Origin of the sequence: Quyinboa mangrovi (assembly GCF_042219825.1) — a bacterium.
GTDB lineage: Bacteria > Bacteroidota > Bacteroidia > Bacteroidales > UBA5342 > JBHJHP01.
In genome coordinates, this window is the sequence record NZ_JBHJHQ010000003.1 from 200,253 (window position 1) to 214,909 (window position 14,657).

The following is a 14,657-nucleotide window of genomic DNA, read 5'->3' on the forward strand; positions in this document are numbered from 1 at the left end:
GTTGCCGTAATTTCAGGAGCAGCAACAACAGATATGTTGATAACAATCTTTTCAATTTTTTCATTGGCAAGGAAACCTATGAAGGTTTTGGCTGTTTCGCCAACATGCAAACTATCGGGGAACTGTCCAACACCAATCTGGTTATCAGATAAAACACCATATGCAGTAAAAGCTACACCACCACCGCCCCAGGTTGACACGTAACCGTTGCGTGCAGTCCAGTAACCATCATCGGCAGTATAACTATCCGTATAAGAACCGTCTTCATTAAAACCAATTACGGTTGCTTCGCTAATCGAGGTAATACCAAGATCTGTCAAAATTTTACTTAAGTCAAACTCCACCGTATCAATGGCGTAAGAAGTGTTTGGAATAACTTCTACGCTAAAATTTTGTGTATCTACGATTGTACCGGTAACCTGTGCCTTAGCACAAATCATAAATGTACTCATCAATAGGATTAAGGATAAAATTGTAAACTTTCTCATAATTATTGATTTTTAGTTAGTAAAAAATATAATTTACAGGTTGAAATAGATAAAATAAGTTCTGCCTTTAGGCAATATATGTTGAAAATAGTAGTAGATATGTGCATATCATAAATTACTGAGATTCAACAATTCATTTAGTCCATTTTCGTTTTACAGGTCATTGTTCTTATGCGGTTTACACGAAATTCAACATCCACACGGTAATAAAAAATCCATAAAAAAAGCGATCATAAATCTGATCGCTTTTTGATATTGTTTTACCAGCTTCCACCGGCTCCGCCGCCGCCACCCATGCCGCCGCCGAAACCTCCGAAGCCACCTCCGCCTCCAAAACCGCTTCCACCGGAAAAGTTTCCGAATGAACCTCCTCCACGGCCACTACCCATCATTCCAAGTAGTAACCAGAAAGGCAGGCTGCTTCTGCGTCGTCCGCCGAACTGCTGCATGTTATTTCTACGGTTCGATCCAATAATGGCAAGAATAGCAATGATTAAAAATACTATTCCACCAATCCCCCTGCCACTACCGCTGTTTCTTCTGGCTTTATCCAGATACTGACTTCCCGTGAATTTTCCCGTGGTCAGCCCAATGAGTGTATTCGTAGCTTTGTCCAGACCTGCATAATAATTATCATCCTTAAACAGTGGAATCATATCATATTCCACAATTTTTTTGGCTAAAGCATCCGGAACCACATCCTCAAGTCCATAGCCTGTTGCAATATAGACCTGGCCTTTGGCATTATATATTTTAGGTTTTACAACAATCACAATACCGTTATCTTTGCCTTTCATTCCAACGCCCCACTTTGTAAGTAAACGTGTAGCATAATCACTTATGGCATAACCATTCAGGGTATTGGTAATTACAATTGCAATTTGAGTTGATGTCTCACTGTCATATCGCACAAGCTTTTGCTCCAGCTTTTGTTTTTCACTACTGGATAATAACCCGGCAAAATCAGTCACAATTTGTTTGGTTTTTGGCTTGTCAGGAATGCCATCCTGAGCCACGGTATTGAAACTTCCCAGAAAAAAGATTAAACTGAGTAACCAGATAACATGCTTTATTCTATTTGTTCTATTTTCCAAAAGATATTTCATCAGATAATTCGTTTATATCGTCTTTAGATACCGGAAAAAAGATTTTAAGTTTTTCACCGGCCATTGTTATAGCCTTTTCAAGACCTTCCGCATATTTGCCATCTTTAAATGCTTCCACCATTGCTTCCTTAGCATCTTCCCAAAAATTTTCAGGAACCTTACTATTAATACCTGCATCGCCAATTATGGCCAATTTTCTATCATTGGTAGCAAGATAAATTAAGACCCCGTTTCTAAGCTCCGTTTCATGCATTTTCAGCTTTTCGAATAATTCTGCTGCACGATCCAGTACATCGCCCTTACAGGTACTATCCAAATGGACCCTGATCTCACCGGACGTTTTATTTTCTGCTTCGGCTATTGCGCTAACAATCCGCTTCTGTTGTTGTTCTGTTAAAAAACTTCGAGCTCCCATGTTTAAAATTTTACTTCAGGTGCCTGTGATGCGCCTTCCTGAGCCGAGAAATAAGGCCGTTTCTCCAACCCTGCCATATTGGCAAAGAAGCTGCCTGGAAATGTTCTGATAGACGTATTAAAGTTTTGTGCGGCTTGGTTAAACCTTCTCCGTTCTGTAGCAATTCTGTTTTCAGTTCCCTCCAACTGAGCCTGTAGTTCCAGAAAATTCTGATTAGCCTTCAGATCAGGATATTTTTCAACTACCACCATCAAACGACTTAATGCAGATGATAAGGCTTCCTGACTTTGCTGGAACTGTGCAAGTTGACTTGCACTCATATTATCCGCGTTAATATTAGTACTTGTAGCTTTAGCTCTGGCTTCTACAACGGCAGTCAGAGTCTCCTGCTCATGTGCGGCATAGCCTTTTACCGTATTCACAAGATTTGGTATCAAATCCATTCTACGCTGATACACATTTTCAACCTGAGCCCATTGAGCTGATACGGCTTCGTCGGCAACTTTTAGTTTATTGGTTTTTCCAACACCCCAAGAAACCACTATAAAAATAAAGACTGCTACAGCAATAATAGCAATTAACGATTTTTTCATTTCTTAAGTTTTTATTGTTTGCATTGCAATTTACAAGAATTATTCCAAATAACGCTGCCCGCCAAATTGTCTCAAATTGCTTAATACCTTTAATATTATCGCTTTGATTAGATTATACTAATCTTGCTTTTTTTGATTTATTTCAACCAGATTTTAACATCTTAAAACCGAATGGTTATTTTATTACCTTTGCATCAGATTGGTGTCTGGTTCATTTTCATGAGCCGGATTAAAAGGGAACCCGGTGAAAATCCGGGACTGTTGCCGCAGCTGTAATCCCTGATGTGTTTCAGGCAATACTCGGCCACTTTCATCCTCCGAAGTTTTAACGCAGGAGGATTGTAGGGAAGGCGCCTGAGATGGGAAAGTCAGAAGACCTGCCAGTTGAATATTAATACATAACGGTCGGGCAAACCTGCATGTATTACTTAAAAAGCAATGTTTAATTACAAATTTCATTTAACTGCCATAACTGGCCTTTTACTGTTCATTTGGAACACGAATGTTTGTGGACAAATGTTTTTTATTACTGATACGCTGGAACTTGAAGCATTTACCATTGAACAACCCAGGCAGCATACCTTCGATATAGGCAACAAAAAAGTCTATGCCGACACTCTTTTACTTGAGCAGTTTGCCGGATCATCACTTAACACATTATTAGGTACCCTGGCTCCGTTGAACCTAAAATCAGGTGGTACAACAGGCGCTGTTTCTACATTATCCCTGAGAGGAGCCGGTGGTGCAAGAACGTTAGTAACATGGAACGGAATTCCCCTAAACTCACTGACTTCAGGCGATGTAAACCTCTCTCTTTTAAACACCTCAGCCTTTAATGAAATTCTGCTGAACTACACTGCACCTTCTACTTTATACGGAGGGAATTCATTTGGTGGCGTAGTGGAGTTAAATAATTATCCAAAATTTAACCCTGAATTATCTGCCGAACTAAGTCAGTATTATGGGAGTTTTAAAACTGGTTCAACTACAGCAGGGCTGAAGTATTCGACCAGGAAGTTGTTCAGTCAAACCAACTTGTGGAATTATCATTCAAAGAATAACTTTCCATACTTCGATAAGTATTACTATAAAACGATGGACCGGACATATGCCGATCATTCAAATTACGGATTAATAAGCAACAACAGCATCCGAATAGGATCAGAACAAATGATAACTGCCGGAATCTGGTACCAGGATAATGTGGCGAAATTACCACCCGAAAACGGTTCACATCCCAACCTGAAACGCAGCAATCAGTCCGACCGGTCATTCAGAAGTTATCTGAAATGGAATATTGAACACCGCGACCTTTATGTAACGGTGAAATCCTATTATCTGGACGAATTTTTGCTATACACGCAAAAACTCGCACCGGAAGATGTGAACTACTCCATTTATTCTGAAATTCATCCGGTTAAGCTCGGACTTGATGCTGATGCACGTTATGTTTTCAACGATAATCTCACAGCCGATTTTGGTTCAAGCGTATATTATAATCTGACAAAAGGGACGAATTATACCTCCGCTCCTTCAGAGACAAATCTGGCATTATTCTCCGCCTGGCGGTTTCATCTGGATCAACTCAGAATGGTGGCATCTGTACGTAAGGAATTTCATACCCAGTATGCTCCACCGGTCAGGTTCGGTTTTGGGGCCGATTACGGCATACTGAATGATGTATTAAAATTTCGGATCAACCTGAATCAAAAATACAGGGTACCGACATTCAATGACAAATACTGGCCTGGAAGCGGGAATCCAGATTTAAAGCCTGAAACGGGCTACACGGCAGAAACAGGAGTTAATTTCATGAAACGGACGAGGGAAACTTCAATATCGGCCGATATATCTCTTTACCGAAATGATATAAATCAAATGGTTGTTTGGGTACCAGCGGAAGACGGGCTGTGGCGACCACAAAATTACACCTCGGTTTTAAGCAGGGGAATAGAAACCCGTGCCGGAATTTCCACCGTTTTGTTTCGGTATTTACACTTCAAACAAGTTGCATCCTTCGACCTTAACCGGTCACAAAATGATACCTCAGATTTACAACTTATCTACACCCCAAAATACCGGGCAAATACCACAACAATTTTGCAATTCAGAAATGTGAGCTCAGTACTGAACTTCTCATATTTGTCACGCAGACGGTATGATGAATCGTCTTTTACTTTGCCTGAATTTTACACATCCAACATTGCTATTCAATATGACATTCAGCTAAATGCTTTTATCCTGTGTATTTCGGGGAAAGTAAATAATGTACTGAATCAGACAGAACCTTATGTAAAGGACTTTCCTGTACCGGGCAGGAATTATCTTCTCGGTTTGAAATTGAAATTTAATCATAAATATTAATCACAAATACAATATTCAATCATGAAAAAGTTAATTCATTTATTTTTAGTTGTGCTCATAGCAGGGCTTGTGGCCTGTGAGTCAGAAAACCCTCAACCTGAAGAAATCAGTGGATTAGGAAATGGAGCCTTCATTCTGAACGAAGGAAGTTTTGGTGCAAATAACGCGTCACTGTCATTCTTCAGCAAAGACTCAACAACCATGACCAACAACATTTACAAAAGCCTTACCGGAAACGAACTTGGAAACATTCTGCAAAGTATGACCATCATTGGTGATAAAGCATACCTTGTACTTAATGCCAGTCAGAAAATTGAAATACTTAACCTGAGTACATACGAGAATACAAGAATTACCAATTTAAGCTACCCCAGGTACATGATCAAGTCCGGAACTGACAAAGCTTACATCAGTAATGGCAACGGGTATAACCAGGATTACATTTACGTATTGAATACCGCGACAGATGTAATATCGGATTCTATTAAAATTTCTACCGGCCCCGAAACATTTTTGAAAGATGGTCCAGATGTTTATGTCGCCTGTAAAGGTGGATACCTGACCGATAGTACTGTATATGTCATCAACGCCAATACAGATGAAATTACCCATACAATTCCGGTTGGTGAAGTTCCGGTTGAAATGGTCAGGGATGCATGGGGAAGCATTTGGGTATTATGTAACGGAAGAATAGTATATGATACAGACTGGGTCTCCGTTTTGAAGGCCGTTCCGGGTTGCCTTAAAAAAATCGATCCGCTAACAAAAAGTGTGGAAAAAACCATCACATTTTCTGCTCCTGTTGCCGGCTTCAGTACAAATAACCTTGCCATCAACAACGAAGGAACCAAACTTTACATCAACGATGGAAATGTAAAGGAATACGACATTGAAAATGATGTCCTAACCTCGCTTATTTCCAACACAAACTGGTACGGCATTGATGTAGATCCGCAAACCGGCTATATCTGGGGATCTTTGTTTTCCGGTAAAGTTCAGGTTTACAACACCGGCGGCAACAGACTTGCAGAGTATAATGTTGGAATATCACCTAACGGAGTTGTTTTTGTAGAATAGTTTTTTATTATCAGCCCAACCTGCCTTGCAGGTATAAAAAAGCCTTAAGGAAATTCCTTAAGGCTTTTCTTAATTCATACCGTTATATTATTACTCTGCGGCTTCCTTTTTAAGGTGTTTATTAAAGAAATTAATCATCGCTTTATAAAAGTCGAACCTGTTTTCTTCGTTGTGGAATCCATGTCCTTCGTTTTCTTTCACCATATATTCCACATCCACGCCACGTTTGGTTAATGCTGCAACAATCTGATCCGATTCGTCAATATTTACACGTGGGTCATTCTTTCCCTGAGCCACAAATAATGGTGCTTTAATTTGATCCACATGAAATACCGGCGATACTTCTGCCATCATCAGGCTGTCTTTAACCGGATCACCCACCATTTCATACATCATATCCATCATAGGTTTCCAATATGGAGGAACCGTATTCATAAACGTGAACATATTTGAAACGCCAACATAATCTACAGCAGCTGCATACAGGTCCGGAGTAAACGTAACACCGGCAAGAGTTGCGTAACCACCATAGCTGCCACCATAAATTCCGATTCTTGTAGAATCAGCAATTCCCTGTTTAATCAGCCATTCCACACCATCTGTAATGTCATCCTGCATGGTTCTTCCCCATTGTTTAAAGGATGCTTCCCAAAATGCTTTTCCGTAACCTGTCGAACCACGGAAGTTCATTTGAAGTACGGCATACCCATTGTTGGCCAACAACTGTACTTCGGGATTAAATCCCCAGTAATCGCGTGCCCATGGACCACCGTGAGGATTAACAATCACAGGCAGATTCTCTGCTTTGTAACCTTTCGGTAAAGTCAGATAACCGTGAATGGTCAGCCCGTCTCTCGACTTATATTCAATCGGTTTCATATCACATAGCTGAGTCGGATCCAACCAGGGGCTCAACTCTGCCAGTTCTGAAAGATCTCCTGTGGTTTTATCGAAAAAGTAATATGCACCCCTGGTTTTATCACTGAACGTACGAACCATAAACTTATCTTCTGCTTTATTTTCACTGGTGAACCGGACTTCAAGTCCTGGTAATTCAGATTCAACCTGTTCGACCATTTTTTTGTAACCATCATCCAGAAAATGAATATTACGTTTAGCAGTGGTGTAAGTTATGGCCAATAACTTTTTATCCTTTTTGGAGTATGAAATACCTGAAACATCTGCTTCATCAGTCGCAAAAATAACGGAATCCTCTTTTGCATTGGCTATATCATAAACAACAGCAGCTGTTTTATCTCTACCAAGATTTGACAAAGCATAAACCTTCTTATTGTCAAACGTAAAAAGAACCGGACTTAAGGTCTCCTTGAAATTCAAAGTAATTACTGGCCTAAATGGCTCTTCTTCAGTATCTCTGTATAGAATAGTTTGATTTACACCATCCGTGGCTACTGCTATTCTTAGTTTGCCGTCGTGGTCTGTCATCCAACCCATAATATTTCCCGGGTTTTCAGCCACCATCGTCATTTCACCAGTTACTATATTTAATCTGTAAGGATCAAATACTCTCGGATTTCTCTTATTAAGTCCTATAAGGATTTCATCATCAATTTCTTCCAGGTCATCAATAATCTGTGTTCTTACACCATCAAAAACAGTTAAACCTTTAAAATCATTTCCATCGAGATTAACTCCATAAAGGTGAAAGTTTTCATCACCACCTGTATCCTTTAAATAAAGAATTCGTTGGTTATTTGCCCACATATAGCCTGCGATATCACGTTCCGTTTCATTGGTAATTCTGGTCGCACTATCTTCACCAATTTTTTGTACAAATACATTCATACGACTTTCGAACGGCGCCATATAAGAAAAATACTCCCCGTTTGGTGATAATTTAAAAGATGATTTCTCCGGATTTTTAAAGAAGTCCTCAACCGAAATTTTCTCTGCTTTCTGAGAACCAGGACTACAGGCCATAAAGCCAAGCAAAAATACCATAGCTGCACTGATTAATGTAAGTTTCATGTGATTAATTTTTAGTTGATAATAAGGATATTCGATTAATAAAGTTTTCAATTGTCTTTATTTGGGATTAGATATAAAAGTCTGGTGGTTAAATGTTTAAAAAAATACAATTAACCTATAAACACAAAGTTAAGACAATGAGTTCATTAAAGTGTAATAAAATCGGTGAATAAATGATTTTTACAGGGTAAAAAAAACCCTGCGTTGGCAGGGTTTTAAAGTATTTTTCAGCAAAGTTTATACATCAATATTTGCATACGTAGCATTCTGTTCAATGAATTCACGACGAGGACCTACATCATCACCCATTAACATTGAGAAAATATGGTCTGCTTCTGCAGCACTTTCAATGGTCACCTGTCGAAGGGTTCTCATTTCCGGATTCATGGTAGTAGTCCAAAGCTGTTCAGCGTTCATCTCACCTAAACCTTTGTAGCGCTGAATATGCACACTCCCTTCATTTCCACCACCGTAGTTTTCCACAAATCTCTGACGCTGAGGCTCGTTCCAGCAATATTCCTCAACTTTCCCTTTTTTACATAAGTATAACGGTGGCGTTGCTATATACAGATAACCACTTTTAATCAAATCTTTCATATACCTGAAAAAGAAAGTCATGATCAACGTTGCGATATGGCTACCATCCACATCGGCATCGGTCATGATCACTATCTTATGATACCTGAGTTTATCCACATTCAGCGCTTTACTGTCATCTTCGGTTCCAATTGAGACACCCAGTGCCGTAAAAATATTTTTTATCTCTTCGTTTTCAAAGATTTTGTGCTGCATGGCTTTCTCCACATTAAGGATCTTACCCCGTAAAGGCATTATAGCCTGGAATCGTCTGTCACGTCCCTGTTTTGCTGTACCCCCTGCAGAGTCTCCCTCAACGAGGAAGATCTCACACTGTGACGGATCTTTTTCTGAACAGTCTGCAAGCTTACCAGGTAAACCTCCTCCGGTTAATGCCCCTTTACGCTGAACCAGTTCGCGTGCCTTACGTGCCGCGTGGCGGGCTGTTGCAGCAAGAATAACTTTCTCGACAATGGCTTTAGCCTCCTTCGGATGTTCTTCCAGATAGTTGGATAACATCTGACTTACTGCCTGGTCAACGGACAAGCTGATTTCTGAATTTCCAAGTTTTGTTTTGGTCTGACCTTCAAACTGAGGCTCAGCAACCTTTACAGATACGACTGCTGTTAATCCTTCACGAAAATCATCACCATTGATATCGAATTTTAACTTGGCCAACATTCCGGACTTATCGGCAAAGTTCTTTAATGTTCGGGTCAAACCACGACGAAAACCCGTCAGATGTGTTCCTCCTTCAATAGTATTGATGTTGTTAACATAGGAGTACACATTTTCTGAAAATGAAGTGTTATATAAAATGGCAATCTCAACCGGAACATCATTCTTTTCTGTAGAAATATGAATAACCTCTTCTATTAATGGCTCTCTGGATTCATCAATAAAGGTTACAAATTCTGACAACCCGTTTTCCGAGAAAAAAGACGTGCTTTTGGGCTCACCATTCTCATCCTTATTCCTAAGATCAGTAAGTTTTAATTTAATACCGGCATTCAGGAATGCCAATTCACGTAAACGCGCAGCAAGTATATCAAATTTGTATTCTGTTGTAATAAAAATTGAAGCATCAGGTTTGAACGTGATGATGGTTCCGGTTTTATCGGATGTTCCTACTTCCTTAACGTTATATACCGGCTTCCCAATTTCATATTCCTGAACGAAAACTTTACCATTTTTATGAATTTCGGCCTTTAAATGTGTTGAGAGTGCATTAACGCAGGATACACCAACACCATGCAAACCACCTGATACTTTGTAAGAATCCTTATCAAATTTCCCACCGGCATGCAATACGGTCATTACGACTTCGAGGGCTGATTTTCCCTCCTTTTTGTGCATTTCTACCGGTATTCCCCTTCCGTTATCTGTTACGGTAATAGAATTATCTTCGTTTATTATAACATCAATGTTATCGCAGTGTCCGGCAAGAGCTTCATCAATTGAATTATCAACAACCTCATAAACAAGATGATGCAGACCTTTTACACCCACATCACCAATATACATCGCAGGTCTTTTGCGCACTGCTTCCAGACCTTCTAATACCTGAATGCTTTCCGCGGAATACTCTTTACCTTCAATTTTCTTTTCAATATCCTCACTCATAATAAGTTGTAGTTTAAATAAAAGGAACCGTTTTCCTTTTTGTACATCAAACAAAGATAACAAAACTTACCCTCCAACCGCCCTGACAAAGGGTTAAAAAGCAATAAATTTTCCACAAATTTTCCACTATTACGGCTGAACCAGAAAAGTTACCAATAAGGCCTTAATAAAGGGATGAACAGAGAGTTAGCGGTGAATTAATAATTGCTTATGAATAATGTATGACACCACATCAGTCGGGTTTAAAAATAAATCTTTACTTTTGCCGCGTTGCAAGGTCAACAGGCAATTAAAAACTTGCATGTTTAACTAAAATTTAGATTATGTCATTAAAACGTAGTATTCAAGATCTGAGAAAGCGTAGAGCCCTTGTACAAAAGGGTGGTGGCGACAAAGCAATCGAAAAACAGGCTGCTATGGGGAAACTGACCGCCCGCGAACGTATTCTCGCTCTGCTCGACAAGGATTCATTCAACGAATACGACCTTTTCGTTGAGCATCAGTCTCGCGATTTCGACATGGACAAAAAAATTCTTCATGGCGATGGTGTAATTATCGGAACCGGTACAATTTATGGTGCTCCTGTATGTATTTTTGCTCAGGACTTTACCGTTGCCGGAGGATCTCTTGGTCTGATGCATGCCCGCAAAATCACCAAGATAATGGATCATGCCCTTAAAATGAGGGTTCCCTTAATTGGTATTAACGATTCAGGGGGTGCCCGTATACAGGAAGGCGTAAACTCACTTGCCGGTTACGGAGAAATTTTCTATCGCAATACAATGGCTTCCGGTGTAATTCCTCAGATTTCAGTAATTCTGGGACCTTGTGCAGGTGGTGCTGTTTATTCACCAGCACTGACAGACTTTGTATTTGTAGTAGACAATATATCCAAAATGTTTATTACTGGCCCAAGCGTGATTCAGACTGTATTGGGCGAAGAAATTACCATGGAAGATCTTGGAGGTGCACGTGTACATGCTGAAATTACAGGTAATGCTCATTTCTTTGCAGAAAGCGAACAGGAATGTTTCGATCAGATTAAAAAACTCATTACTTATATTCCCTGGAATAATACAACGAAAGCAAAAGCATTTCCTCCTAAAGATCCAACTTTTGAGAGCAGGATTGATGAAATTGTTCCCGGCGATCCGAAACAACCTTATGATGTGCGCGATCTGATCAAAGCAATTGTAGATGATTCTGACTTTATTGAAATCCAGGAACTATGGGCTTCAAATATTGTTATCGGATTTGGCCGCATGAATGGCGAAACTGTTGGCTTCGTAGCAAATCAGCCGCTTGTGCTTGCAGGTGTATTAGACTGTGACAGTTCAGATAAAGCAGCCCGTTTTATCCGCTATTGCGACTCGTTCAATATTCCAATCGTAACTCTTGAGGATATGCCAGGTTATCTACCAGGTGTAGATCAGGAACATTCCGGTGTTATCCGTCATGGAGCTAAAGTACTTTATGCCTATTCAGAAGCAACTGTACCTAAAATTACAGTTATCATTCGTAAGGCTTATGGTGGTGGTTACATTGCCATGAACTCACGTCACCTGGGAGCAGACTTTATGTTTGCATGGCCAACCGCTGAAATCGCAGTTATGGGTCCTGAAGGTGCAGCTAACATTATCTTCAAAAAAGAAATCATGGAAGCGGAAGATCCCGAAGGAATGCGTATTAAGAAAGTTGAAGAGTACCGTGAAAAATTTGCTAATCCATATGTGGCCGCTGCAAAAGGATATATCGATTCAGTAATTGAACCGGAAGAAACACGGGAATTACTCATCCACGCTCTTGAAGTTAGTAAAAATAAAGAGGATCATCGTCCGGCTAAAAAACACGGGATTCCTCCATTCTAAAATTTAAAGCTTGATTTATTATGGATGACAAACAAAAGTCCGAATTGAAATCTTTTAGGATAGGCGATACCGTATACCACACAAAAACTACACGGAAATTTAATAACCGTAAGGTTTGGGAATATCCTGATCCTACCAAGATTGTTTCTTACATACCCGGTACTGTAGTTGCTATTGAAGCAAAAGAAGGCCAGAAATTAAAGTTTGGAGATACCATTTTGGTTTTCGAGGCCATGAAAATGCATACAAAAATTACAATGCCTTACGATGGAGAACTTGTCAAACTACACGTTGGGTTGGGCGACAAGTACCCTAAAGAATTTATTCTAGCTGATATTAAGTAATCAAATTTATCAGAATATGAAATCCCCGGTTTTTATGAGCCGGGGATTTTTTGGTTTTGGGGTTTATTTTAATTCATTTACCTTTGATAGGTATAAACACAAAACCCATAAGTAATGAAAAAGGTTGCAATTATCCTTTCAGGCTGTGGCGTTTACGACGGTGCAGAAATTCATGAATCTGTTTTGGCAATGCTGGCATTAGCCAAAAATGGCCTGGATTATTCAATTTTTGCTCCTGACAAGTTGCAGGCTCACGTTATTAACCATTTAACCGGAGAAGTGATTCCTGAATCCAGAAATGTGTTAATTGAATCAGCCCGGATTGCCCGAGGCGATATTTCGGCATTAACCGAACTTGACCCGGAAGATTATGATGCATTGTTGATGCCGGGAGGATTTGGTGTTGCTAAAAACCTGAGTTCTTTTGCGTTTGAAGGGGCTGACATGGAGGTTGATCCCCAGGTTGCGGCCATTGTTAAGGCATTTGCTGAAAGCAAAAAGGTGATTGGAGCTCTGTGTATTGCTCCAACGGTAATCGCGAAAGTTTTGTCAAAGGTTGAGGTCACCATCGGCGAGGACGAAGAAACGGCAAATGCCATTGAAACTATGGGAGCCAAACATATTCCTGCCGATTATACGGAGGTTGTCGTGGATAAAAACTATAAGGTTGTTACCGGACCATGTTACATGCTTGACAGTACTATTTTGCAGGTGGCAGAAAATGCCGAGAATGTGGTAAAAGCCATGATTGAATTGATGTAATTAATGTCTGAAAGCTTTCGTTTTAAGCAGTTCGAAATTGATCAGGAAGGAGCAGCTCAGAAAGTTGGCACCGATAGCGTACTTTTGGGCTCCTGGATAAAACAGCATTCGTGTAAATCAGTTTTAGATATAGGTTGCGGAACAGGTATATTGGCCCTGATGATGGCACAACGTTTCCCTGAAGCTCTTATAGATGCTGTAGAAATTGATGAGACAGCCTACGGATGTGCTGTGAAAAATGCAGAAAATTCTGTTTTCCAAAACAGAGTATCTGTTTATCACCAGAAAATTCAGGATTTTAATCCCGACAGAACTTACGACCTGATCATCACCAATCCTCCATTTTTTTCCGGCGGACATAAATCACCAACCTTACAACGCTCAGTTGCCCGACATAATGATACGCTTACCCACGAAGAATTACTTTCGGTTAGTGCTTTATTGCTTAATGAAAAAGGGGCTTTGAATCTTATCCTTCCGGTTAAGGAAGCCGATAGTTTTAGTTTAAAAGCGGTTAAATACGGGTTATATAAAACCGGAATCTGCAATGTAATTCCAATACCTGATAAAGCTCCAAACCGGGTAATGCTCACATTAAAAAAAGAAACCACAAATCAACTTTCTGTTGAAAAAATCGTTTTGAGAAATACAGACAGAACATACAGTGAAGCGTATAAAAGTTTAACCAAAGATTTTTATTTAAACTTATGACGATTGATGTTGAAATATCAGCGGAACATGTAAATACAGCCAAAATCAAAGGCAAAACAGTTGTGGTTATTGATGTACTGAGGGCAACATCAGTCATGGCAACAGCTTTGGCCAACGGCGCAAAAAAGATTATTCCGGTAAAAACAGCTGAAGAAGTTTTCCGTATTGCGGAAAACTATGAAGAGCCGCTTAAAGCCGGCGAACGTCATGCAGATAAAGTTCCGGGATTTGATGCAGGAAATTCTCCTTTCGAGTTTAATAACGAAAGCATACAGGGCAAAGTCATTATAATGTCGACCACCAACGGAACAAGTGCCTTACTAAAAACCACTGGTGCGCAGGAAGTTATTATTGGTTCATTTATAAATTTAGAGGCCGTGGTAAATTATCTGGATCAGAACACAAATGACATTGTAATTTTATGTTCGGGGACAAATGGCGAGTTTTCTTTGGATGATGCATTGTGTGCCGGAGCTGTTATAAATAAGTTAATGACCCAAAAAGATTATGTACTGACAGACATTGCAACGGCACATTTGCACCTTTTCAAAGCCGAACCGGATCTTCATAAAGCACTTGCGGAATGCAAACACTACAATATTCTTAAAAAGAAAGGATTGCAAAAAGATCTGGATTACTGTCTTTCCCTGGATGTTTTAAATATTGTTCCAGTTTGGATCAACGGGGAAGTAAGGATATAAAAATACAGGAATACAGTTATACTGATTCCTGTTCATTTTC

General features: G+C 39.8%; 13 protein-coding genes and 1 riboswitch. Of the genes, 7 read left to right on the forward strand and 6 right to left on the reverse strand.

Features of this window, described 5'->3' with window-relative positions; genetic code table 11:
• The 4 genes from ACE1ET_RS06910 to ACE1ET_RS06925 form a co-directional block, all read right to left on the reverse strand.
• Nucleotides 1-488, reverse strand: a 488-nt coding sequence (locus ACE1ET_RS06910; RefSeq protein WP_375727644.1) for a DUF4859 domain-containing protein, incomplete at its 3' end; no start/stop codon positions are given.
• 260 nt (nucleotides 489-748) lie between these two features.
• On the reverse strand, nucleotides 749-1,594 hold the full coding sequence (locus tag ACE1ET_RS06915; protein ID WP_375727645.1) for a TPM domain-containing protein: 846 nt from the start codon (nucleotides 1,592-1,594) through the stop codon (nucleotides 749-751).
• Nucleotides 1,572-2,009 carry a TPM domain-containing protein gene (locus ACE1ET_RS06920; RefSeq protein ID WP_375727646.1) on the reverse strand — a complete coding sequence of 146 codons (438 nt, stop codon included), beginning with the start codon at nucleotides 2,007-2,009 and terminating at the stop codon, nucleotides 1,572-1,574. The genes ACE1ET_RS06915 and ACE1ET_RS06920 overlap by 23 nt, the downstream gene beginning before the upstream one ends.
• Nucleotides 2,010-2,011: 2 nt before the next feature.
• Nucleotides 2,012-2,602 (reverse strand): LemA family protein, encoded by a 591-nt coding sequence (locus tag ACE1ET_RS06925; protein ID WP_375727647.1) that lies wholly within the window; start codon nucleotides 2,600-2,602, stop codon nucleotides 2,012-2,014.
• 183 nt (nucleotides 2,603-2,785) lie between these two features.
• Nucleotides 2,786-3,001, forward strand: a riboswitch (cobalamin riboswitch).
• 117 nt (nucleotides 3,002-3,118) lie between these two features.
• On the opposite strand from ACE1ET_RS06925, the gene ACE1ET_RS06930 reads away from it, so the two are divergent.
• Together ACE1ET_RS06930 and ACE1ET_RS06935 are read left to right on the forward strand one after the other, a co-directional pair.
• A complete protein-coding gene (locus ACE1ET_RS06930) occupies nucleotides 3,119-4,966 on the forward strand; it encodes a TonB-dependent receptor plug domain-containing protein (protein ID WP_375727648.1) in 1,848 nt (615 codons plus the stop codon).
• A 21-nt stretch (nucleotides 4,967-4,987) separates the two neighbouring features.
• A complete protein-coding gene (locus ACE1ET_RS06935) occupies nucleotides 4,988-6,043 on the forward strand; it encodes a DUF5074 domain-containing protein (RefSeq protein ID WP_375727649.1) in 1,056 nt (351 codons plus the stop codon).
• Between the two features lie 90 nt (nucleotides 6,044-6,133).
• On the opposite strand, the gene ACE1ET_RS06940 is transcribed toward ACE1ET_RS06935, so the two are convergent.
• Nucleotides 6,134-8,032, reverse strand: a complete 1,899-nt coding sequence (locus ACE1ET_RS06940) for a S9 family peptidase (protein WP_375727650.1) — start codon at nucleotides 8,030-8,032, stop codon at nucleotides 6,134-6,136.
• A gap of 237 nt (nucleotides 8,033-8,269) precedes the next feature.
• Nucleotides 8,270-10,231: a DNA topoisomerase (ATP-hydrolyzing) subunit B gene (gene gyrB, locus ACE1ET_RS06945; protein WP_375727651.1), complete on the reverse strand. Its 1,962-nt coding sequence runs from the start codon at nucleotides 10,229-10,231 to the stop codon at nucleotides 8,270-8,272.
• Between the two features lie 323 nt (nucleotides 10,232-10,554).
• On the opposite strand from gyrB, the gene ACE1ET_RS06950 reads away from it, so the two are divergent.
• From ACE1ET_RS06950 to ACE1ET_RS06970, 5 genes are all read left to right on the forward strand, one after another.
• Complete coding sequence (locus ACE1ET_RS06950) at nucleotides 10,555-12,099, forward strand: acyl-CoA carboxylase subunit beta (RefSeq protein ID WP_375727652.1); 1,545 nt, start codon at nucleotides 10,555-10,557, stop codon at nucleotides 12,097-12,099.
• Between the two features lie 20 nt (nucleotides 12,100-12,119).
• Nucleotides 12,120-12,443, forward strand: coding sequence for a biotin/lipoyl-containing protein (locus ACE1ET_RS06955; protein ID WP_375727653.1), 324 nt, complete (start codon nucleotides 12,120-12,122; stop codon nucleotides 12,441-12,443).
• Between the two features lie 114 nt (nucleotides 12,444-12,557).
• Nucleotides 12,558-13,205 (forward strand): isoprenoid biosynthesis glyoxalase ElbB, encoded by a 648-nt coding sequence (gene elbB / locus ACE1ET_RS06960; RefSeq protein ID WP_375727654.1) that lies wholly within the window; start codon nucleotides 12,558-12,560, stop codon nucleotides 13,203-13,205.
• Nucleotides 13,206-13,208: 3 nt separating this feature from the next.
• Entirely contained in the window at nucleotides 13,209-13,916 is a 708-nt protein-coding gene (locus ACE1ET_RS06965) for a tRNA1(Val) (adenine(37)-N6)-methyltransferase (RefSeq protein WP_375727655.1), read from the forward strand.
• Nucleotides 13,913-14,617 carry a 2-phosphosulfolactate phosphatase gene (locus tag ACE1ET_RS06970; RefSeq protein ID WP_375727656.1) on the forward strand — a complete coding sequence of 235 codons (705 nt, stop codon included), beginning with the start codon at nucleotides 13,913-13,915 and terminating at the stop codon, nucleotides 14,615-14,617. The genes ACE1ET_RS06965 and ACE1ET_RS06970 overlap by 4 nt, the downstream gene beginning before the upstream one ends.
• Nucleotides 14,618-14,657: the final 40 nt, after the last annotated feature.